Consider the following 22,550-nt stretch of genomic DNA (forward strand, 5'->3'; position numbering starts at 1 on the left):
TTAATATTAAAGAGCACAAAAGTGCGAGGGCATCATGCCGAGTGAAACTAAGGAAATAATAATGGATAATATACTTAAAATTGGAAAATATGAACTGGGTTCTCGCCTAATAGTTGGTAGTGGAAAATATGATTCTTTTGAAACTACAAAAAACGCTACTCTTGCATCTGGGAGTGAGCTTATTACAGTTGCTGTTCGTCGTTTAAATATTACAGACCCAGATAAAGAAAATTTAAGAGATACTTTTGCAGGAACTAATGTAAAGTTTTTACCAAATTCTGCTGGTTGTGTAACGGCAGAAGAGGCTATAACTACTTTTAGACTTACTCGTGAAGCTACAGGTATTGATTTAATCAAGTTAGAAGTTATTGGTGATACTAAAAAGACTCTTTATCCTGATGTTTTAGAAACTATAAAAGCTTGTGAAGTTTTAGCAAAAGAGGGCTTTACTATTATGGCATATACTTCAGATGACCCAATCATGGCAAAAAGACTTGAGGATGCAGGAGCTCATGCTATTATGCCTCTTGCTGCTCCTATTGGCAGTGGTTTAGGTATTCAAAATCCTTATAACATTGTGTTTATCCGTGAAGCTGTAAGCGTTCCTGTAATCGTAGATGCTGGAATTGGTTGTGCAAGCGACTCTGCTTATGCGATGGAGTTAGGTGCTGATGGTGTTTTAACAAATACAGCAATCGCTCAAGCGCAAGACCCTATGATAATGGCTGAGGCTATGAAATATGCAGTAAAGGCTGGTAGAATGTCTTACTTAGCAGGTAGAATAGCAAAGCGTCCATACGCAACTGCGTCAAGCCCTGTAAATGGGATGATACAGTTTTAAACTTCTATCTTACTTGATAAATGGGTCATCAATAAAAGTTGACCCATACCTTCAAAAAATTTATCAACACCCATCTCTTTTGCATCTATTGATTTTTTTAAAGCTAGTAAAAAAACTTCTTGAGAATCTTCAGATGCTTGCATATAAGTATCTATAATATATTCAAAATCCATAGAGTGAATTTTACCATTCACATCAAAATCTATGTTTGAGTCACTATTTATATTTTCTTCTAAAAGTAGTTTTTTGCATTTTTGTGAAATTGTAAGCATCTATAAAATCCCTATTAGTGAAAGCATAACTATAAACATAGCAACAGGAGTGATGTAGCGAAGTGAAAAGTACCAAGCTTCAAAAGCAAAACCGAGTTGAGGTTTTAAGATAGCCTCAACTCTTTGTTTTTCAATGACAAAACCGACAAATATTGCCATAACAAGACCACCAAGAGGAAGCATAAAAGCAGCAGTAAGATGATCAACCCAATCAAAAAAGTTTTTATCTCCCCAGGTTAGATACTCTTTAAATCCATCTATATTTGAGAGTAGGGCGATGATACCGATGAGGTAGAAGAACAGTCCCATAGATATAGATGCTTTTAGTCTGCTCCATGAGTATCTATCTATAAAATACTGAACCATTGGCTCAACCAAAGATACAGAAGAGGTAAGTCCTGCAAAAGCTAAGGCTATAAAAAATAAAATGGCAAAAATATTTCCAATAATTCCCATCTCAAAAAAGCAGCAGGAAGAGAGATGAAAACTAAACCTGGACCTTTTGCTGGACCTGAGCCATACTGGTAAAGAAAAGTAAAAAGCATAAGACCAGCTACTATTGCTATAGCTGTGTCTAAAAATACAACCCAAAAAGCATTTGTTACAAGGTTAGAACCTTTCTCCATAGAAGCAGAGTATGTCATGATAGCACCCATACCAAGAGAGAGGGTGAAAAAAGCATGTCCAACGGCTGTTACAAAGGCATTTGAGTCTATTTTAGACCAATCAGGAGTGAACATAAAATCTACTGCTTGAGAAAACGAGTCTAGAGTTGTTGCGTAGGCAAACATACCAAGAAGAATTATCATGAGTGTTGGCATCAAAACCATGTTCATTTTCTCTATGCCACCTTTGATTCCTTTTGTTAAAACATAAGTTATCCAAATGAAGGCTAGAGAGTGGTAAAAAAGTTGAGTCCAAACACCACTATGAAGCATAGCATTAAAGGTATTTTCTGCTTCTTTTACATTTGCTGGAAGGTAAAAAATAGATGTAACGATATAGTTAAATATCCAGCCAATAACAACAGAGTAAAAAATCATAATAAAAAGACCAGCTAAACCTTGAAAACCACCAAGTTTCCATAAATGCTTGTGTGTTGGTGCTAAATCTTCAAAACAAGTAACGCCGTCTTTTCTTCCTAAGTAACCGATGAGCATCTCCGCTATCATGATAGAAAAGCCTATAATAAGGACTGTAAAAAGGTAAATTAAAACAAAAGCTCCACCACCATATTCACCAGCGATATAAGGGAATTTCCATATATTTCCAAGTCCAACAGCACTTCCAGCAGCCGCTAAAATAAACCCTATCCTACTAAATCTAGCTATTTTCATAAATCAAAACCCTTTTTAATTGGGCTTATTATACATGAAATTCTAAATATATAAAAGAATTACTAAAAAAGCATTGACATTTTGTAACTAATTGACTATAATTTCGCCTCATTAATCAGCAGTTTGCTTGGTTTTTGTAGAAGGTCGGGGTGTAGCTCAGTATGGTTAGAGTACCTGGTTTGGGACCAGGGGGCCGAAGGTTCGAGTCCTTTCACCCCGACCACCTTTTATATTTATAACTTTCGTATGGTGAGATTAGCTCAGTTGGTTAGAGCACTGGTTTGTGGTGCCGGGGGTCGCGGGTTCGAATCCCGTATCTCACCCCATTCAATAGACTTAAATATAAATTTTTTAACAATTATAAAATAGTAGCGTCCGTGGCTCAACTGGATAGAGTTTCGGATTTCGGCTCCGAGGGTTATAGGTTCGAATCCTATCGGGCGTACCACCTTATTAACGACAATATGAGCAAAGCCCATATTATCTACGCTAGCCGCTTGGGCATTGAAGCTTTGATTTTTAATTAAAATCAAGAAATCAAGAAATCAAGAAACAAATCAAATTTAGTTTGATTTATATGCCTCCTTAGCTCAGCTGGATAGAGCAACGCCCTTCTAAGGCGTAGGCCACACGTTCGAATCGTGTAGGGGGTACCATTAATATAAGATAAAGAATTTTCAACTATAATTCTACTCTTATTCAACAATCACATGCGGATGTGGTGAAATTGGTATACACGCCAGACTTAGGATCTGGTGCCGCAAGGCGTGGAGGTTCAAGTCCTCTCATCCGCACCATTGACAAGCCTCTTAATCATTAATTTTTAAAGACTTTTTAAAACATAGGTTATATAAAAGCTTACATTACTAATTTTAAATCACTCATTTTTATAGAGATTATCTAAAACTATTTACCAATACAATCAATATTATAATTTTTCCATAAACCACATTTTTAAAAAATTGCACTTATTTTTAGAATGGGGGGGGATTGTATATTTTTTAATCATATAACTGTATGAAGTATGTGTGCTAAGCGATATAATAATTCCATAAAACATATTATGAGGTTGAATACCTTACAACTATTAATGGATAACTAGGGTTCCGATGAATTAATTTCATGTCTGGTCCGAGAGTTATCAACCTCTTGAGTAGAGGTCACACGGAGGGATAAAAACCCGGGAGGGTATCAACCTCTTGGTATGTTTATCTTAAATCTACTCAGGAGTTCTTTATGAAACTTTTTTTTAAATTAACCTCAAAATTATTAGTTGCCACTGCATTAGTTAGTACGCTTGGTTCATCATTTCTTATGGCACAAACAAAGGATAAGTTTCAAGTAGCTTGGACTATATATGTTGGCTGGATGCCTTGGGGTTATGCTGAAAATCAGAGTATCGTTGATAAATGGGCTGAAAAATATGGCATAGAAATTGAAATGGTTCAAGTAAATGACTACATAGAATCTATCAATCAATATACAACTGGTCAATTTGATGCTTGCGTAATGACAAATATGGATGCACTAACTATCCCTGCAGCAGGTGGAGTTGACTCTTCTGTTCTTATTATGGGTGATTTTTCTAACGGAAATGACGGTGTAATTTTAAAAGACAAAAAAACTTTTAGTGATATTAAAGGTCAAACTGTAAACCTTGTTGAACTTTCTGTTTCTCATTATCTTTTGGCACGTGGACTTGAGTCTGTTGGTATGAATGAAAGGGATGTTAAAGTTATGAATACTTCGGATGCTGATATTATTGCAGCATTTACTTCAGATGAAGTGACAGCAGTTACAACATGGAACCCTCAACTTAATGAACTATCAGCTATGAAGAATGCAAATCTTGTATTTGATTCTAGCAAAATCCCAGGAGAAATTATTGATATGCTTGTTGTTCATACGGACACTTTAAATGATAATCCAAAACTAGCTAAAGCATTAACTGGTGCTTGGTTTGAAGTTATGGCACTAATGAAAAAAGGGGATAAGGAAGCATTAGAGTTTATGGCACAATCTTCAGGAACAGACCTAGCAGGATATAAAAGCCAATTAGATTCGACTATGATGTTTTATGATGCTAGTGATGCATTAAAGTTTGCACTAAGTTCAGATCTTATAGCAACTATGAAAAAAGTAAGTGAATTTTCATTCAAGCATGGAATACTTGGTGATGGTGCACCCGATGCAAACTTCATAGGTATGGAGTTTCCAAATTCTAAAACATTAGGTGATACAAACAACATAAAACTTCGTTTTGTAGATACATATGTGAAGATGGCTAATGAACGGAAACTCTAAGGTTCCCTATGAAACGACTTATGAATAAAAAGCCATCAAAACTTGGTTCATTATATTTAGGACTGCTACCATTTATTTTGGTAGTAGTAGTTTATTTATTTACTTCTAATGCAAGACTTGCAGATAATCCAAATGATAAACTATTACCTTCTTTGTCAAGTTTCTCATTGGCTATAGACAGGATGGCATTTACACCTAGTAAACGCACAGGTGAAATACTATTTGTTCAAGATACAGCCTCTTCTCTAGAACGACTTGGACTTGGAATATTTATTAGTGGTGTATTGGCACTTTTGATGGCTATCCCTTTAGGATTAATTCCATATGTACATTCAGGACTCTCACCTTTTGTTGCAGCATTTTCAATGGTGCCCCCAATGGCTGTATTACCTATTTTATTCATTGTTTTTGGAATGGGTGAGATGGCTAAAGTAGCTCTGATTGTGATTGGGGTGACACCCATTTTAGTGCGGGACTTACAACAACGAGTCAGTGAGATACCAGTTGAACAACTTATAAAAGCACAGACATTAGGAGCTTCAAGTTGGACAATAGTTTTACGTGTAATCTTACCTCAAATAATACCAAGGCTTCTTGATGGGATAAGAATAACTCTAGGTACAGCTTGGATATTTTTAATCTCTGCTGAAGCAATTGCTGCAACTGAAGGCCTTGGTTATCGTATATTTTTAGTACGTCGTTATCTTGCTATGGATATTATTCTTCCGTATGTAGTATGGATAACATTCTTAGCATTTTTGTTTGATTACTTACTGAAAAAGGCAACATATAAGATGTTCCCTTGGTACGAAGTTGGAAAGGAAACTAAATGAGCCTAGTAACTATTAAAAAATTAGATAAAGCATACGGAGATAATCTAGTACTAGAAAAGATTAGTATAGATATACAAGAGGGTGAGTTTTGTACACTCGTTGGACCTTCTGGATGTGGAAAGACAACATTTTTAAAAATGTTACTTGGTCAAGAAACACCTACAAGAGGCACATTCTTACTTGAAGGAAAGCCTTTCCCGAGTGAACCTGGAGTAGAGAGAGGTATTGTATTTCAGAAATACTCTGTCTTTGCACACCTTAGTGTTTTAGAAAATGTGATGCTAGGTATTGAGCTTGGAGAGTCAAAGTTTTTTGGAAAGCTCTTTGGTAAAGCAAGAGCTAAAGCAAAAGAGACAGCTATGGAGATGCTTAAATCAGTAGGTATCGCAGGTTCGGCAAACAAATATCCAAGTGAGCTCTCAGGAGGTATGCAACAGAGACTCTCAGTAGCACAATCTCTTGTGAAAAAGCCAAAAATATTACTACTTGATGAGCCCTTTGGAGCACTAGATCCTGGTATTAGAGCTGATATGCATGAGTTGATACTTGATTTGTGGAGAAAGAATAACCTGACTATTGTCATGGTCACACATGATTTAAATGAGAGTTTTTATCTAGGAACAAGGCTCTTGGTCTTTGATAAAGTTTATACAGATCCTAGATTCCCAAATGCTTATGGTGCAAAGATTACATATGACATCCCTGTAGGCGATGAGCGAGAAGTTCTTAAAAAAAATAGACAAATCAATCAATTAAGGAGAAAAAGTGATTATTGAACAGACAAAAATAAAACCAGAAAATATACTCTTAGAAGAGATACTACCCGGTGGCGCTAAATGGTCGAAAATAATTCGCCGTGGAGATAAGATACGTATTAGTAGTAAAGATGGATTAGCTTCCATTTCAGCAATGTTTTACAATGCTGATAATACAGCAGAGCGTTTTAACTCTGCAGACACTATAAAAGTGCAACATAATGCTTTTTTTACTAAAGGACAATCTCTTTACTCAGAGCTAGGCCGTGTACTTTTATCTATTACCGATGAGACTACAGGAGGTCTTTTTGATGTAATTACAGGAATTAGTAATCCTAGAATTTTAAAAGAGAACTTTGGTGATGGCGTTTATTGTGACTTAGGAAATCGCTACTATAAAAGTGATCGTGAAAATTTTTTAATAGAGCTTGGAAAATACGGCATGGGTAAACGCGATATGGTACAAGCAATCAACTTTTTTAGAAGAGTAGATGTAGTTGATGGAAATAAACTAGAGCTATCTTCTAACCGTGGAGATGCTGGCAGCTATATAGATTTACGTGCTGAGATGAATGTACTTCTTGTACTTTCTAATACACCTCATGTTATGGAAAAAGGTGAGTACAATCCAAGTGATATAGAACTTACACTCTATAAAGGATCTCGTATAACAGAAGATGACCTTTGCAGACAGTTTAGTCCACAATCACAGCGTGCATTTATAAATAATGACCGCTACTTTGCTTAAGGAGAAAAAATGACCAAAAATATTGAAAATGCAATTTATAATGAAAAAATCTCAGCAGGTGTACCTTGGAGTTATATTGTAAAAAAAGGACAAACTCTTCGTATTATTGACCTTGAAGGATGTCAAGCAGTTGATACACTTTTTTATAATGCAAATAATCATGAAGAACGCTATTCAGCTAACGATACAGTAAGAGAACAAGGAAGTATCTTTGTTACAACAGGGACAAAACTTATCTCTACTGATGATAATGTAATGATGGAAGTAATTGGAGATACTTGTGGAAACCACGATACTCTTGGGGGACACTGTAGTGCCGAGAGTAATACAGTGAGATACGCACTTGATAGAAAGTATATGCATAGTTGTCGTGATAATTATCTTTATGAAATTGGTGAGTTAGAGATGGATCCTAAAGATTTAACTAACAACATAAACTTTTTTATGAATGTACCTGTTAAAGAAGATGGTCATCTTATTATTGTTGATGGTATATCAAAACCAGGTGATTATATCGATATGAAAGCTGAGATGGATATTTTGGTATTAGTGTCAAACTGTCCGCAGTTAAACAACCCTTGTAATGCTTACAATCCTACTCCTGTTCAAATGGTTATTTGGGAAGACTAAGCGTATACTTTTTATTTTATAGGACGACCTATAAGATGTAAGTTTGTGGGACGACCCAAGCAAATTATAGTTATGAGGATTCATAGATGTTTTCAAAAGTGTTAATAGCAAATCGCGGTGAGATTGCTTGTCGTGTTATTAAAACCCTAAAAAAAATGGGTATATCATCAGTGGCTGTTTATACAGCTGCCGATACAGATTCATTGCATGTAAGTTTGGCTGATGAGGCTTTTTATATTGGTGAAGGTCTGGCAAGGGAGAGTTATTTAGATATCAATAAGATTTTAAGAATCGCTAAACAAAGTGGTGTAGAAGCTATACACCCTGGATATGGTTTTTTAAGTGAAAATGCCGTATTTTCACAAGAGTGTGAGGCTAATGGGATTACTTTTATAGGCCCAAGAGTCGAACATATGCAAAAGTTTGGGCTTAAACATACTGCCCGTGAACTCGCAGAGATAAGTAATGTACCATTACTCCCTGGTTCATCTCTACTCAAAGACTTAGATGAAGCAATAAAAGAAGCTAGAAAAATTACTTATCCTCTTATGTTAAAGAGTACAGCTGGTGGTGGTGGTATTGGAATGCAACTCTGTTATGATGAAGCACAACTTTGTGATTCTTATGAATCAGTAAAACGCCTCAGCGAAAATAACTTCTCAGATGGTGGTATGTTCTTAGAAAAATATGTAGTAGCTGCTCGTCATATAGAAGTGCAGGTTTTTGGTGATGGTAAAGGGCATGTTGCAGTTTTAGGTGACCGTGACTGTTCTGTTCAAAGACGCAATCAAAAGGTGATAGAAGAGACTCCTGCAGTCGGCATCAGTGATGAGATAAGAGAGGCTCTTTATAAAACAGCTAAAGATCTTACCTCTTCAGTAAATTACCTCTCAGTCGGAACAGTTGAATATGTTTATGATACTACAAGCGATGAGTTTTATTTTCTTGAAGTAAATACAAGATTACAGGTTGAACATGGTATTACCGAAGAGGTGAGCGGTGTTGATTTAGTAAAATGGATGATACTTCAAGCATATGGTGATAACCCTGAACTTTATGAGTATAAACATATGCTAGCAGGACATTCAATTGAAGTTCGTGTGTATGCAGAAGATCCATCTAAAAACTTTCAACCAAGTTCAGGAATTCTTACAAATGTAGAGTTTCCTGGTGATATTCGCTGTGATACATTTATAGAAACTGGTCTCGAAGTGTCAGCATTTTATGATCCTATGATTGCAAAGTTAATTGTCAAAGGTGAAAACCGCGGGGATGCTTTGAAGAAAATCTCTCAAGCAATTAATGAGACAAGAATAGATGGAATTGAGACAAACTTGAAATATCTTGGTGCAATTGTTGAGTCTGATGTATTTCAAAACGCAACGCAGACAACAAAGTATCTAGACAATTTTCTTTTTTCTGCAAACTCTATAGATGTACTTCGTCCGGGAACTCAAACAACCATTCAAGATTCTGAGGGTAGAACAGGATACTGGAATATTGGTGTACCACCATCAGGTGCATTTGATGCTTTTTCTTTTTCGTATGCTAACAAAATACTGGGTAATACTAAAGATGCTTCAGGATTTGAGATAGTTATTTCAGGACCATCTCTGCGTTTTAATTGTGATTGTGCTATTGCTTTATGTGGTGCAGATATAGATGCATACTTAGATGGAAACATCATCACCATGAACAGAGCTATTGAAGTAAAAGCAGGCAGCGTACTTAAGCTTAAAAAAGTTAGTAATCAAGGCTTTAGAACATATCTTGGAATTCGTGGTGGTTTGGATGTCCCTGAGTATTTAGGAAGTCGTGCTACATTTGAACTTGGTAAGTTTGGTGGTCATGCAGGACGTAGTCTTATTTCAGGTGATGTTATTAATATTGCCAATATGATTGATTCTGATGTAAGTAATAAAAATATAACACCTTTTAGAGCACTAGAAAATGAGTGGGAAATAGGTGTACTCTATGGTCCTCATGGCGCACCTGACTTTTTTACAGACTCTGACATTAAGACTTTTTTTGATACCTCATGGGAGATTCATTACAACTCCAATCGTACAGGTATTCGTCTCATAGGTCCAAAACCTGAGTGGGCAAGAACAGATGGTGGCGAAGCAGGACTTCACCCATCTAACATTCATGATAATGCTTATGCAATCGGTGCTGTAAATTTTACAGGTGATATGCCAGTTATACTTGGCCCTGATGGTCCAAGTTTGGGTGGTTTTGTCTGTCCGGTAACAATAGTAAGTGCGGAACTTTGGAAAATGGGTCAGCTTCGTGCAGGTGATAAAGTTAAATTTGTGCTAATAGAGCATGAAAGTGCAAAAATGATGATAGATGCACAGGAAGAAGCTCTCGAATCTTTAACTACTTATGATGAGAGAGAATTTCTCTCAAGTAAGCCTATAGGCTCACCGATTATTTACAGTGATGAAGCTAAAGATAATGTGCCTTCAATAGTATTTCGTCAATCAGGTGATTGTAACTTACTTGTAGAGTATGGTGAGATAGAACTTGATATTGACCTTCGTTTTAGAGTCCATGTTCTCATGGAAGCTTTGAATGAATCTAATATAGCAGGAATCATTGATATTACTCCAGGTATCCGCTCTTTACAAGTTCATTTTAATCCTAAAGTGTGTGAGCGTTTAGCATTAATAAAGAAATTAAAAGAGATAGAACTTACACTTCCTTGTATAGATGATATTAATATCTCAACTCGTGTCGTTCACCTTCCTCTTTCGTGGGATGATGAGTCAACACGTGTGGCGATTGACAAGTATATGAAAACAGTGCGTCCTGATGCTCCTTGGTGCCCGAGTAACATTGAATTTATTCGCCGTATTAATGGATTAGAGAGCACTGAAGAGGTTAAAAAAATCGTATTTGGTGCAAGTTATCTTGTAATGGGACTTGGAGATGTTTACCTAGGCGCTCCTGTTGCAACTCCACTTGATCCTAGACATAGACTTGTAACAACAAAATACAATCCAGCACGTACATGGACACCTGAAAATGCAGTGGGTATTGGTGGGGCATATATGTGTGTATATGGTATGGAAGGACCTGGTGGTTACCAGTTTGTTGGACGTACTGTACAGATGTGGAACCGTTATCATCAAACAGAAGATTTTCATGAGGGTAAACCTTGGTTACTGAACTTCTTTGATCAGATAAAATTTTATGAGGTAAGCTCAGATGAACTTCATAAGATGCGTGAAGATTTTCCAAGAGGTCGTTTTAAGCTTAAGATTGAAGAGAATACCTTTAATCTCAAAGAGTACAAAGAGTTTCTAAAAGAAAATGATTTATCGATAAAAGAGTTTAAGCAGACTCAGCAAAAAGCTTTTGATGAAGAACGTAATATGTGGGAAGATACAGGTATTGCTAACTTTAGTATGGAGAGCGGTGAAGTTTTACAAGAGAGAATGGAAGTTATAGAACTAGGTGCAGATGTAGAAGCTGTAGAATCTCCTATTCAAGGAAGCATGTGGAAAGTTCTTGTAAAACTCGGTGATGTTGTAGAAGAGGGCGAAGTACTTGCTATAGCAGAGTCTATGAAAATGGAAGTTGATATAGAAGCACCTGAACATGGAAAAATAGCAAAAATTTTGTGTAGTGAAGGTGAAAATATTAGTGCGGGTAAAATACTATTTATCATTGAACAAATAATTTAATAAAGGAAATCTAGTGAGAATATCAGATTTAAAAAAACAGTTATATAAATAAAACACTAACTCCAAGAGAGTTGATGAAACAGATAAAAGAACGTATTAAAGCTAATATAGATAACCCAATTTGGCTTTATACATTAAGTGATGATGAGTTAGAGATATACTTAAAGAGATTAGAAGAATGTGATGTATTGTCACTTCCTCTTTATGGAATTCCTTTTGCAATAAAAGATAATATCGATTTAAAAGATATTCCAACTACGGCTGCTTGTCCTGATTATAGTTATCTGCCAAGTGAATCTGCTTATGTGGTGAAAAAACTGATAGAAGCTGGAGCTATTCCTGTTGGAAAGACTAATTTAGATCAGTTCGCAACAGGACTTGTAGGCACACGCTCACCTTACGGTGTTTGTAAAAATAGTATTAATCCTGAGTATATATCTGGAGGATCTAGTTCAGGGAGTGCTGTGAGTGTAGCTCTTGATATGGCAGTATTCTCACTTGGAACAGACACTGCCGGTTCAGGTCGTGTACCTGCGGCATTTAACAATCTTGTAGGATTAAAACCATCAAAGGGAGTTCTTAGTACATCAGGAGTTGTTCCTGCATGTCGTAGTTTAGATTGTGTATCTATTTTTGCAAATGATACAAAAGATGCAAGAATTGTATTTGATATAGCTGCATCATTTGATAAGAGTGACCCATACAGTAGAAAGATGCCTACTGTAGATAATAGTGCACTACTGAGCTTCACATTTGGAGTGCCTAAAAAAGAGCAGTTGGTATTTTTTGGGGATGATGCAGCTAAAGAACTTTTTTATCAATCAGTTGAGTCTTTTAAGGCAATGGGTGGTGTTTTAGTTGAGGTGGACTTTACACCTATGCTAGAAGCGGCAAATTTACTTTACTATGGTCCATGGGTAACGGAGCGATATGTTGCTGTAAAAGATATGATTGAAAACAGACCAGATAGTTTTATAGAAGTGACAAAGAATATTATTTTATCAGGTAAGACAAAAAGTGCTGAAGATTATTTTAATGCAGAGTACAAACTCAAAGCATATAAACGCCAAGCAGATATGCTCATGGCAGATATTGATTTCGCATTGACACCTACAACAGGAACTATTTATAAAATAGATGAGGTAATTGTTGAGCCTATACAGCTAAATACAAATCTAGGTTACTATACAAACTTTATGAATTTATTAGATTTTTCAGCATATGCTGTACCAGCAGGTTTTAGAGAAAATGGACTTCCATTTGGTGTGACACTTTTTTCAGACGCTTTTGATGATAGAAAACTGATGCTCCTTGGTGAAAAATATATGCAAATAAGTTCATATGAGTGAGTTTATAGAACTTGCAGTATGTGGTGCACATATGAGTGGACTTCCACTCAATTATCAGTTGAGAGAACTTGGAGCTACATTTGTTAAGTCTACATTCACAGCTAAAGGTTACAGACTTTTTAATGTGCCAGAAAAAACACCTTCTCGTCCAGGAATGCTACGTGATGCTAGTAGTGAATATTTTATGGAGCTTGAAGTATGGAGTATTCCATTGGACAATTTTGGAGCATTTATGATTCAGATAGCTTCACCTTTGTGTATAGGGAGTGTAATATTAGAAGATGAAAGTTCAGTCTATGGTTTTTTATGTGAGAGTGATTACCTTAGAGATGCACAAGAGATTAGTTCTTACGGTGGTTGGAGAGCCTATCTAACCTGAAGAGGGATGTATAGATTTTTTACTAATCAATGATCCAGTAATCCTTTTCAATATATAGGAATAGTCGGTTTAACTCTTTTGCTGTCGTATCAATAAGCTCTTTTAATAGATTTTAACCAATCTTCCTAGCAGTTAAAAAAAGATAATCTTTTCCCGTAATTACAACTCTATATTTCTTTTGTTGAAGGTATTTTTTACAAAAGTGTATGTCTTTTAAAACTAGACTCATTTCGCTAAAAGCATAGTTTGGTGCTTTTGCTCCATAAATCATCTCAGCATCTATCCATCTGCAATTTGGAAAACCTAGTATTATAGCTCCATCTTTTTTTAGATAGTTTTGATAGATAGACATAAAAGTAGAGTTAAAGTTTATGTTGGAACTTTGCAATGTTCCTATGGAAATGATTAAGTCAAATTTACCTAAATTCAACTCATCTAAAGCATTTATATCATGGCGGATAAAGCTTATGTTTTTGTCATCAAAGTCATTTTTTGCAAACTTTATTGCTGAAGTGGAGTAGTCAATGCCTACAAATTCTTTATCTTTAAACTCATCAACTCCAAGCATCTCTTTTATAACTTTAAACTCATCGCCTCTATTTATCCCAAGGTTTAAAATTCTTTTTTTGTCTTTGATGTTGATAAATCTTAGGGCTTGTTGATAGTAGTATAAAAAACTAAACTGTTTTGTTTTATCGATAGAAAAAAATTCACTATCAACTCCATACTTTTCTGTACCATTTTGAGTTTTGTGAAAAGATGAGCTTGTGTCTAGCTTGTAAAATCTTAGTATAGTTTTGTTGTTTTCATAAATGGGGGAGAGCATTTTCATAAAAAAAAGTTGTGCTAAATCCACAAAGGCTTTATAGCCTATAGAGTCCACTTCTTCATTTAAAAGTTTAACTTCTAAAATCTCTTTTTCTTGTCCCTTTGAGTTTTGAAATAACTCTAGCAGTTCTTTAGTTTTCATTCATCAAAACAAGTTCTAAACTACCACTAACATAGTTTGCAAAAAATGTAAGTATTTCTAGGTCCTTATCATTAAAATCGCCTCTTGAACGATTTAAAAGCTGTATAACACCTATAACATCTCTTTTTGAGTCAAAGATTGGAACTGATATAATATTTCTTGTCACATAACCACTTTTTTTATCTATATTAGATAAAAATCTTGGGTCATCATAGGGATTGTTGACAACTTGAGGTTTTTGGATTTTATAAGTATCGCCAACTATCCCAGCATCTAGACCTATAACTATGCGACCGATACCATCACTATGTTTAGTCCAAAGCATTTTATCCTCAGCATCTACTATAAATATAGAACATCTATCAGCATTTAAAAGCATTTTTGCTTCTTGTGAAATAAGCTCAAGAGAGTTCTCAATCTTGCCTAAAACCATAAGCTTTTTTCCAAACTCTGCGATTTGATTAAATTTTTTCATTAGCTATTAACTCCAAATATCCACTCACATAGTGAGCAAAAAATATCATAAATCTAACATCTTCATTATCAAAACCACCTTCTTTATTTAGTAATTCCAATACTCCTATTATCTCTCTTTTGGAGTTAAAAATTGGAGCAGTTACAATGTTTGTAGTTGTGTATCCTGTTGCTTTGTCTATTTCAGGTAAAAAGTGTAGATGCGTATAAGGGTCATTTGCAATGATTGGCTTTCGCTCTTTTATCGTAAAACCTACTAAACCTTTATCTGATGGAATCACAATCTTGCTAACATCATCTGCTAAAGTTGTCCAAAGCTCTTTTTTTGCAATATCATTTATAAATATAGAGCATCTCTGTGCTCCAATAACCTCTTTAGCATATTTTGAGATACGCGGTAAACCACTAGAATATGATGTATTATCTAAAAGCTCTCTACCAAATTTTGCTAATTTTTTATAAGTATCTTGATATTTCATGATAAACTCCTACTCGCTTCCTTCTTCTTTTTGTACAAAATTACAATCAGTTCCAGAGTAAGGACAAGATTTACTAATATTCATCTCAAACTGTTCTTCAACAACCCCACCTTTTTTTCTCTCTAAGTGACGCATCGCTGCACGAAAAGCTGTTAAAACAAGATTTGCACTATCTTGATGCTGAGTTGATATATGTTCTACTTGTTCACCTTCTGGTTTACTTGTGTCTATCTTAGGTTCTGGTAAATCAGCGTAAGCTTTTTGAAGGTCTTGTTCTAGTTTTAAAGTAGTTTTTAAAACATTTACAAGCTCATCACCCTTAATCATCTCTGTAAAAAGTGAGCCTAAAGTATTTGCATCTTGACTTGCATTTGAGCCAAATTTTACATCTAGAACATGTGTATCATTTAGGTTTAAGAACATAATCACATAAGCTTGTGTTGCATTATCTATACCTACACCTGTGCAGTCTGCATTTTTAAGTTCCCCATAATTTTCAGGTTGCATAAGATGCTTACCTATTTCTGCGCTCAGCTCTTCTTGTCCAGTCATTTTACTTTGTTCCTTTTTTTAACATCTCGATACTCACACCGTTGTCTTTTATAAACTTTGAAATAATTTTCGATTGTGTGTGCTCGTACTCTTTTGCATAAACGATGCGTTTAATTCCACTAGCGATGACATTTTTACTACACTCACTACAAGGCTCTAGCGTTACATAAATAGTAGCACCCTCAACACAGATGCCTTTTCTAGCAGCCCAAATGATAGCATTCATCTCTGCATGAATCTCATAAGTTTTACTCCACTCATGATGCTCATCAGTGTACTCTCCATTCCAATAGTCACAGCAGTTTGTAAAACCAGCAGGAGTCCCGTTGTAACCTGTACTAAGAATACGACCGTCTTTCACTATAACCGCACCAACCTGCTTAGAAACACACTTTGAAGCTGTTGCTAATTCTATGGCAATATTTATAAAATTTTCATCACTTAGCATCTGCAATAAACCCTTATTTAAAAAATTATCATATTATATCGCAAAACTACAAGGCATTTAAAAATTCATCTTTACTTTCGTACCATCTGAAGTATTAAACAAGATAGTTCCCCCAAGCTCATCAACAACAATTGTTTCCACAAAAGAGAGACCAAAGGAATCGTGTTGTTTTTGCTCATAATCAAATCCTACCCCATTATCTTCTACTGTAAATATATGCTTCTTATCTTTTTTAATAAGCTTAATACTGATAACTCCTTCACCATCTTTAAAGGCATATTTAAAGGAGTTGGTTATAAGCTCATTGAGTATGATGCCACAGTGTATGGAGTTTTGGACATCCAAAGTATCCTTTACCTCTAGATAAATTTTTATCTTTGTTGTGTTAAAGCTTTTTTCTAATTCATCTATTAAATTTGTAAAGTAGCCTTGGGTATCTATGTTTTCTAAATCATTTTGGTTGTACAAAATCTCATGAGTTTTACTTATGGCTTGAACAGCTCCTTCACTCTCTCTTAGCTTTTGTTCTATATCTTTATTGTTTAGGCTATCAAGCTTTAGCCTATACATTAGTATGATAAATTGCATATTATTTTTAACTCGATGATGAAGCTCTCTTGTTAGTATTTTATTTGTTTTAACTGCTTTTTGTAGTGCTTTTGTTGTGTTTAGTTTTGAAGCAAGTGCAACTGAAAAAAGGATAGCTTCCATGAAAATTGTCAATGCACAAAAATGAGGAAAATAGTCTATTATATTTGGAAGTCCGTACTGCTGAAGGGATATCATCAATACACCCGAAAAATTGAAGCTCCAACCAATTAAAATATATTTTGCTTGAGGATTTTTTTTGTAAAAGGAGTAAGCAGATATATATAGTATAAATACAAATGTAACCAAAATAATGTAAAGAGAATATTCAATCAGATAACTTCCATTTATATAAATTAGTATATGCATTATATTTAGCACAAGTATCATATTGATAATTATGTTATGCCTCTTATACTGCTTTATGTTCAAAAATGCTTTTATAAAAAGAAGGGCAGCAATGTTTGCTAAAGCTAAAGAGTAAAAATCCATAAAGATATCTATCATTGTAGAATCTTCTGGAAGTATATAATCTAGCATGATAGAGTAAGAGGCGTAATACAAAGTGGTAAATAATATATACAAAATATAGTATAAATAAGAAAGCTCTCGTGTAAAAAAATATATGAAGATATTGTAAAGTACAAGAGCTAACATAGCTCCAAAAAACACAGATAAGATAAGTTGATAGGAGAACTCATCTTCATACAAAGTATTTATATCTTTGATATGTAGTTTGAAGTAGTGCGCGCTATCGATAGAATGAGTTTTGTAGTAAAACTCCTTCATCTCATGTGCCTTAAACTCCACTTTGAAACTTGGGTGTAATATATTGTTTCTTTTGTATTTGTTTAGATGACATAGTCCTTGTGACTCTTTTTTGTATTCTTTTTGTATTTTTGTATAAAGTTCTATTGTGTCAAGCGTCGGATTTGAGATACTAATGTACCTTGTTATGTCTTGAGGCGAGTCATTTTTTATACTAAATTTTGTCCATAAAGTAGCATCTGTATAGCCCATACGAACATAATCAACAAGAAAAGGTTTAAACTGCTTTTTTTGTATTTCTTTAAAATTAAGAGTTGAACTCTCATCAATATACATGTAAGAGTTTTCTAGTACGCTTATATCTATAGATTTTTCATTTACATGTATAACTGATGAATATAGTGCTGAGAGTATGAGCGAGGTCAATAATATTATTTTTATTAACATATAGATGATTATATCAAAACTTATGCCTACTTATGTTATAAATAAGTATGAATAATTTAAATGTATTGATATTAGAAGATGAACTGATTATATATGTTCATCTAAAAAAGACTCTTCAAAAACTAGGATTTAACCATGTAGATATAGCAAGAGATGCACAAAAAGCTTTTGAGATAGCTAGTAAAACAAAAATAGACATACTCTTTTCTGACATAAAAATAAATGGAGATATAGACGGCATAGATGCTGCAAGAACTCTGCAAAATTTATATAAGCTTCCTGTTGTCTTTATTACTGCCTATAAAGACCAAGAAATACTACTTCGTGCTAGTGAAGTTGACTTTGTCGGTTATCTGTTAAAACCATACAGAGTAGATGAGCTTGAAGCTATTATAAACTTAACCGTAGCCAAATATAAACTGACAATGAAGAAAGATAATATTATCAAAATTAATGGTTATGATTTTGATAAAACAAACAACAAACTTTTTAAAGATAAGCAAGAGATAAAACTCACAAAAAAAGAGCAACTTTTCATAGCCCTTATATTTAACTCAAAAGGAAGTGTCGTTCCATATACTGTGATTGATGAAGTTATATGGCAAGGGAAACTAGTAACTGACAATACAAGAAGAACATTTTTATATAGGATTAAACACAAGTTAGTTAATCTAGAGTTTTGTGTGCAAAAAAGTCTAGGGATATTATTGTTATAAAAATAAATTTCTTTAAAAATGTGATTTGAAATGTGATGTTAGCTTTGTAAAATATGAATAAGAGTATTTTACAAAGGTAAATAACATGTATAAAAAAATAATAGTTTTAATGTTTAGTTTAAGCTTACTAGTTGGAAGTCTTAGTTCTTCCCAAATAAATGATGATAAAAGTGTTGCAGAGTATAACAATCTAAGAGTATATGGTCTTGGATTAAAAGTTGGTACACCTAATTCAGATGAAAACAACAAAAACTATAATGGTGCTGGTTTAGAGTTTGAAAATAACTTTTCTAAGCTTACCTTAGAGTATGGTTCAGACTATACTCTAGGTTCGGCAGTTCTAAAAGGCGATATTACTAAAGATTTTTATATTAAAGGTGGTCTTGGGTATTTACAAAGAGGAATGTTAATAGAAGACTCAGATGCTGATGTTACTCAAACTACTGGTGGTGGTTCGCTTGGTTATGGTGATGATAAAAGTTATAACATTGAAGCCGGTTACATAATAAGTCAACTTAAAAATGCTTCATCGGCAGATGGTGACACAAAGATTTCATATCTTGAACTTATAGCAAAACACACTTTTGCTAAGTATGCTACATTTGATATAGTTGGCATCTATCAAAACTCTAATGTGTTTGATAAAAACTATGCTGATTATAAAGCTGAGCTTGGTTGGTTTGCGACAGATGATGTACGAGCTTATCTAGCTCATGATAGTGTTAATCACAGTAAAAATGACTATGCAGTTCGTGCAGGACTACAATACACCTTTGCTACAAGTAAGTTTAGTCCTTATTTAAAAGCCTCTTTAAATCCAGATACAAATATTGGAGTAGGAGTAGAATATTCTCAAGGTATTACAAACAAATCTCTTAAAATGCGAGACCTGTTTGAAAATGCTATAGGCTCTAGTAGTATAGTTGCACAAGCTGTGGCTCCTAAAGTATTTGCTACTAAGGTTGCGAAACCAACACCAACACCAACTCCAGTTGTAACCCCCCCCCTGCTCCAGCTGTTAATCATGCTCCTACGGGGAGGAATTCTTTTGCTAAGTTTAATGGGACTAATGGAACTATTGATTTGACCCGACAAATAAATGATCCTGATGGGGACAACATGACAATTAATATAGTAAGAATTCAAAATACTTTTAAGACACCGATTTACTCTTTAACTATAAGTGGTAACATAATTAGTCTAGAAGTAGGTGCTTCTACTCGAAGAGAAATTAGCGTTTACTATACTGTTTCCGATGGCACAGCTACTAGTCCAGCATATTGGATTTTTTTTAGTGGTTGATTAGTGCTTTTCTCTCTCGTTGCACCTTTTCAAGGTGGAATGCATAATAATATGTATTGTATTACATATATAATTATGGTATTATAGTACTTTAAAACATTATTAAGGCTATGATATGCTAGAAGAACTTTTTATCAAAAGTAGAGATTTTATAAATATTAACAATCAAGAGTATAAAAGATATTTTGTAAAAACTAAAAAATTAGAACATAGATTATCTGTTATTATTGGTTCACGAGGTATTGGAAAAACAACAACAGTTGCTCAATACATAAATAATAATTATAAAGAAAATGAAGCCTTATATATAAATCTTGATGATATTGAGAATACTTCAAAATATACTATGACTCAAGTTGCAGAGGAGTTTGTTTTAAATGGTGGTAAGCTTCTTTGTTTTGATGAGATTCATAAGTATGAAAACTGGTCGGCTGAACTCAAAAATATCTATGATAGATTTGATAAGTTAAAGATAATAGCTACAGGAAGTTCTGCCTTACAGATAAATAAAGGGAGTCATGATTTAAGTAGGCGTGCTATAGTTTATAATATGGTAGGAATGAGTTTTAGAGAGTTTTTAGAGCTTCATCATGGATATAAATTTGATGAGATTAGTTTAGAAGATGTAGTAATAAATCATATAGAAATAGCTACAAATATTAAAAATATCATAGAAAAAAATGACCAAAAAATTATACCATTATTTAAAAACTATTTAAAGCATGGATATTATCCTTATTTTTTATCTATGCCAAATGAAGTTTTATTTTTTCAAACATTACAACAAAATATAAATGTATCTATAGAAAGTGATCTTTTAAATATCTATCCAACGCTAAATGGTAACAGCATAAAAAAAATCAAGATGCTTTTATCTGTTATTATTAAAAGTGTGCCATTTGAACCTAAGATGAGTGAGCTTAAAAAAGCAGCAGATATTAAAGATGATAGAACATTAAAGGATTATTTATCTAAGCTTGATGATGCCGGACTTATTAAACTTTTGATGCAAAATGCGTTAAGCATGAGAGCCTTTGATAAACCAGAAAAAATATTTTTGGCAAATCCAAACTTGATGTACACAAAAGAGCCAAATATAGGAAACCTACGAGAGACATTTTTTGTAAATCAATTAGATAATTATTATAAAAACAGACAATCTCTAAATGATGAAGGAATCTTTGCAAGTAAACAAGGTGATTTTTATTGTGAAGAGAAATATACTTTTGAAGTAGGCGGAAAAAATAAAGGTTTTCATCAGATTAAAGATATACCAAACTCCTATGTTGCTAGTGATGATTTAGAAGTTGGTATTGGCAATAAAGTTGCACTTTGGTTATTTGGATTTTTGTATTGATAAAATCAAAATTTCTTTAAAAATATGAATAATATATTAAATGAAGTTATCAACAAAAAGGTTCTTGCTATTAAATATATTTTATAGTAAAATATAGATTGTTATCCTAGATAAAGGTAGATTATGAAACCTATACTACAAAAACTTTCAAAACAATGGTTATCTAAACGAACACCAAATTTTTATAGAACTCTTTATGATGATATAGATTTTAACAGTAAAATAATTGGTATAAAAGGTAGCCGTGGTTCTGGTAAAACTACCCTACTTCATCAATATGCAAAAAATTCTAAATTAAAAGCTAGTCAAACACTATATATAAGTTGTGATAGTCCAGTAATGGCCGGAGAAAATCTATTTGATATTGCCACTGAGTTTGAGCAATATGGTGGAAAATTATTGCTTATTGATGAGATACACAAATCAGTTGATTTTAGTTCACACATTAAATCTATTTATGATTTTTTAACTATTAAAGTCATATTTACTGGTTCCTCAGCGATGATTATTAGTCATGAAACAGCTGACTTATCACGCAGAGCTTCCATGCATTACCTTCCACCAATGTCACTACGAGAGTTTATATCTTTAAAAGAAAATATAAAACTACCATCATATTCTCTTGAAGATTTAATAGATAATCATGAAGATATAAGCTTTGAGATACTACAAGTTATCAAACCACTTGAACAATATTCAAATTATATAAAATATGGAGCTTACCCATTTTTTAATGAGTCCATCGTTGATTATCCTATGCGATTACAAGAAGTAATCAATACTACAATTGAATCAGACTTAGCAAAAATATTTAATATAGACAACGATAAACAAAGTGTATTAAAACGAGTTTTAGGAATGTTATGCTCAACTTCTCCATATGAAATAAGCAAATCTAAACTTTCTAAAGATACGCAAATATCTTGGTCAACACTTTCAAAATATTTAACATACATGAAAGAAGGTGATTTAATTCATCTCATAGATGCTCCTCAAAATCATAAACGACTAAATAAGGCACAAAAAATGTTGTTAAACAACCCAAACCTATTTCATGTTCTATGTGCAGATCCAAATATCGGATCAATTAGAGAAAGTTATTTCATATCCCAATTAAATCATATACATCAATTACACTATCATGATAAAGGTGATTTTATTGTTGATGAAAAATATATTTTTGAGATAGGTGGAGCAACAAAGGGAGATAAACAATTAGATAATGCTACAAATAGCTTTGTAGTACGAGATGAAATTGAAACTGGTTATTCAAATGTAATCCCGCTTTGGTTATTTGGATTTTTGTATTGAT

General features: G+C 33.8%; 23 protein-coding genes, 5 tRNA genes and 1 riboswitch. Of the genes, 19 read left to right on the forward strand and 9 right to left on the reverse strand.

Annotated features, from left to right (window positions below; translation table 11 throughout):
- Positions 1 to 61: 61 nt before the first annotated feature.
- A complete protein-coding gene (locus MOV50_RS07590) occupies positions 62 to 841 on the forward strand; it encodes a thiazole synthase (RefSeq protein WP_321777311.1) in 780 nt (259 codons plus the stop codon).
- Here MOV50_RS07590 and MOV50_RS07595 read toward each other — a convergent pair.
- The 3 genes from MOV50_RS07595 to MOV50_RS07605 are packed head-to-tail and all read right to left on the reverse strand — an operon-like array spanning position 838 to position 2,450.
- Positions 838 to 1,113, reverse strand: a complete 276-nt coding sequence (locus MOV50_RS07595; RefSeq protein ID WP_321777312.1) for a hypothetical protein — start codon at positions 1,111 to 1,113, stop codon at positions 838 to 840. The two genes, MOV50_RS07590 and MOV50_RS07595, sit on opposite strands and share 4 nt — an antisense overlap.
- On the reverse strand, positions 1,114 to 1,569 hold the full coding sequence (locus MOV50_RS07600) for a hypothetical protein (RefSeq protein ID WP_321777313.1): 456 nt from the start codon (positions 1,567 to 1,569) through the stop codon (positions 1,114 to 1,116).
- Positions 1,527 to 2,450 carry a sodium-dependent transporter gene (locus tag MOV50_RS07605; RefSeq protein WP_321777314.1) on the reverse strand — a complete coding sequence of 308 codons (924 nt, stop codon included), beginning with the start codon at positions 2,448 to 2,450 and terminating at the stop codon, positions 1,527 to 1,529. Before MOV50_RS07605 ends, MOV50_RS07600 begins: the two co-directional genes overlap by 43 nt.
- 145 nt (positions 2,451 to 2,595) lie before the next feature.
- Between MOV50_RS07605 and MOV50_RS07610 the strand changes: the two genes are divergently transcribed.
- The 13 genes from MOV50_RS07610 to MOV50_RS07670 all read left to right on the forward strand — a co-directional run bounded on the left by MOV50_RS07610 (position 2,596) and on the right by MOV50_RS07670 (position 13,137).
- Positions 2,596 to 2,673, forward strand: a tRNA-Pro gene (locus MOV50_RS07610).
- A gap of 26 nt (positions 2,674 to 2,699) precedes the next feature.
- Positions 2,700 to 2,776 (forward strand) — tRNA-His (locus tag MOV50_RS07615).
- A gap of 45 nt (positions 2,777 to 2,821) precedes the next feature.
- Positions 2,822 to 2,898 (forward strand) — tRNA-Arg (locus MOV50_RS07620).
- A 131-nt stretch (positions 2,899 to 3,029) separates the two neighbouring features.
- A tRNA-Arg gene (locus MOV50_RS07625) sits at positions 3,030 to 3,106 on the forward strand.
- Positions 3,107 to 3,162: 56 nt separating this feature from the next.
- Positions 3,163 to 3,247 (forward strand) — tRNA-Leu (locus MOV50_RS07630).
- Between the two features lie 290 nt (positions 3,248 to 3,537).
- Positions 3,538 to 3,639: riboswitch (guanidine-I (ykkC/yxkD leader) on the forward strand.
- Between the two features lie 47 nt (positions 3,640 to 3,686).
- Positions 3,687 to 4,754: a putative urea ABC transporter substrate-binding protein gene (locus MOV50_RS07635; RefSeq protein WP_321777315.1), complete on the forward strand. Its 1,068-nt coding sequence runs from the start codon at positions 3,687 to 3,689 to the stop codon at positions 4,752 to 4,754.
- A gap of 8 nt (positions 4,755 to 4,762) precedes the next feature.
- Positions 4,763 to 5,587 carry an ABC transporter permease gene (locus tag MOV50_RS07640; RefSeq protein ID WP_321777316.1) on the forward strand — a complete coding sequence of 275 codons (825 nt, stop codon included), beginning with the start codon at positions 4,763 to 4,765 and terminating at the stop codon, positions 5,585 to 5,587.
- Positions 5,584 to 6,363, forward strand: a complete 780-nt coding sequence (locus MOV50_RS07645; protein ID WP_321777317.1) for an ABC transporter ATP-binding protein — start codon at positions 5,584 to 5,586, stop codon at positions 6,361 to 6,363. The genes MOV50_RS07640 and MOV50_RS07645 overlap by 4 nt, the downstream gene beginning before the upstream one ends.
- A complete protein-coding gene (locus MOV50_RS07650; RefSeq protein WP_321777318.1) occupies positions 6,353 to 7,090 on the forward strand; it encodes an urea amidolyase associated protein UAAP1 in 738 nt (245 codons plus the stop codon). Before MOV50_RS07645 ends, MOV50_RS07650 begins: the two co-directional genes overlap by 11 nt.
- 9 nt (positions 7,091 to 7,099) lie before the next feature.
- Positions 7,100 to 7,720 (forward strand): urea amidolyase associated protein UAAP2, encoded by a 621-nt coding sequence (locus MOV50_RS07655; protein WP_321777319.1) that lies wholly within the window; start codon positions 7,100 to 7,102, stop codon positions 7,718 to 7,720.
- A gap of 86 nt (positions 7,721 to 7,806) precedes the next feature.
- On the forward strand, positions 7,807 to 11,409 hold the full coding sequence (gene uca, locus MOV50_RS07660; protein ID WP_321777320.1) for an urea carboxylase: 3,603 nt from the start codon (positions 7,807 to 7,809) through the stop codon (positions 11,407 to 11,409).
- Positions 11,410 to 11,453: 44 nt separating this feature from the next.
- Positions 11,454 to 12,758 (forward strand): allophanate hydrolase, encoded by a 1,305-nt coding sequence (atzF, locus tag MOV50_RS07665; protein WP_321779649.1) that lies wholly within the window; start codon positions 11,454 to 11,456, stop codon positions 12,756 to 12,758.
- Positions 12,751 to 13,137 carry a hypothetical protein gene (locus MOV50_RS07670; RefSeq protein WP_321777321.1) on the forward strand — a complete coding sequence of 129 codons (387 nt, stop codon included), beginning with the start codon at positions 12,751 to 12,753 and terminating at the stop codon, positions 13,135 to 13,137. The genes atzF and MOV50_RS07670 overlap by 8 nt, the downstream gene beginning before the upstream one ends.
- Positions 13,138 to 13,249: 112 nt before the next feature.
- On the opposite strand, the gene MOV50_RS07675 is transcribed toward MOV50_RS07670, so the two are convergent.
- The 6 genes from MOV50_RS07675 to MOV50_RS07700 are packed head-to-tail and all read right to left on the reverse strand — an operon-like array spanning position 13,250 to position 17,863.
- Positions 13,250 to 14,107, reverse strand: coding sequence for a methyltransferase domain-containing protein (locus tag MOV50_RS07675; protein WP_321777322.1), 858 nt, complete (start codon positions 14,105 to 14,107; stop codon positions 13,250 to 13,252).
- Positions 14,097 to 14,582, reverse strand: a complete 486-nt coding sequence (locus tag MOV50_RS07680) for a GAF domain-containing protein (protein WP_321777323.1) — start codon at positions 14,580 to 14,582, stop codon at positions 14,097 to 14,099. Before MOV50_RS07680 ends, MOV50_RS07675 begins: the two co-directional genes overlap by 11 nt.
- The gene (locus MOV50_RS07685) at positions 14,569 to 15,060 is read right to left on the reverse strand and encodes a GAF domain-containing protein (protein WP_321777324.1); all 492 of its coding nucleotides are present in this window, start codon (positions 15,058 to 15,060) and stop codon (positions 14,569 to 14,571) included. The genes MOV50_RS07680 and MOV50_RS07685 overlap by 14 nt, the downstream gene beginning before the upstream one ends.
- 9 nt (positions 15,061 to 15,069) lie before the next feature.
- Positions 15,070 to 15,612 carry an iron-sulfur cluster assembly scaffold protein gene (locus tag MOV50_RS07690; protein ID WP_321777325.1) on the reverse strand — a complete coding sequence of 181 codons (543 nt, stop codon included), beginning with the start codon at positions 15,610 to 15,612 and terminating at the stop codon, positions 15,070 to 15,072.
- 1 nt (position 15,613) lies between these two features.
- Entirely contained in the window at positions 15,614 to 16,060 is a 447-nt protein-coding gene (locus MOV50_RS07695; protein WP_321777326.1) for a deoxycytidylate deaminase, read from the reverse strand.
- A 57-nt stretch (positions 16,061 to 16,117) separates the two neighbouring features.
- On the reverse strand, positions 16,118 to 17,863 hold the full coding sequence (locus tag MOV50_RS07700; protein ID WP_321777327.1) for a 7TM diverse intracellular signaling domain-containing protein: 1,746 nt from the start codon (positions 17,861 to 17,863) through the stop codon (positions 16,118 to 16,120).
- Between the two features lie 47 nt (positions 17,864 to 17,910).
- Between MOV50_RS07700 and MOV50_RS07705 the strand changes: the two genes are divergently transcribed.
- The 5 genes from MOV50_RS07705 (at position 17,911) to MOV50_RS07720 (ending at position 22,549) form a co-directional block, all read left to right on the forward strand.
- Entirely contained in the window at positions 17,911 to 18,579 is a 669-nt protein-coding gene (locus MOV50_RS07705; RefSeq protein WP_321777328.1) for a response regulator, read from the forward strand.
- A gap of 85 nt (positions 18,580 to 18,664) precedes the next feature.
- Entirely contained in the window at positions 18,665 to 19,666 is a 1,002-nt protein-coding gene (locus MOV50_RS07710; RefSeq protein WP_321777329.1) for a hypothetical protein, read from the forward strand.
- A complete protein-coding gene (locus MOV50_RS13515) occupies positions 19,657 to 19,881 on the forward strand; it encodes a hypothetical protein (protein ID WP_415846381.1) in 225 nt (74 codons plus the stop codon). Before MOV50_RS07710 ends, MOV50_RS13515 begins: the two co-directional genes overlap by 10 nt.
- Positions 19,882 to 19,996: 115 nt before the next feature.
- Positions 19,997 to 21,238, forward strand: coding sequence for an ATP-binding protein (locus tag MOV50_RS07715; RefSeq protein ID WP_321777330.1), 1,242 nt, complete (start codon positions 19,997 to 19,999; stop codon positions 21,236 to 21,238).
- A 123-nt stretch (positions 21,239 to 21,361) separates the two neighbouring features.
- Positions 21,362 to 22,549 (forward strand): ATP-binding protein, encoded by a 1,188-nt coding sequence (locus tag MOV50_RS07720; protein ID WP_321777331.1) that lies wholly within the window; start codon positions 21,362 to 21,364, stop codon positions 22,547 to 22,549.
- Position 22,550 lies beyond the last annotated feature (1 nt).

Origin of the sequence: Sulfurimonas sp. (genome assembly GCF_029027585.1) — a bacterium.
In the GTDB taxonomy this organism is placed as follows: Bacteria; Campylobacterota; Campylobacteria; order Campylobacterales; family Sulfurimonadaceae; genus Sulfurimonas.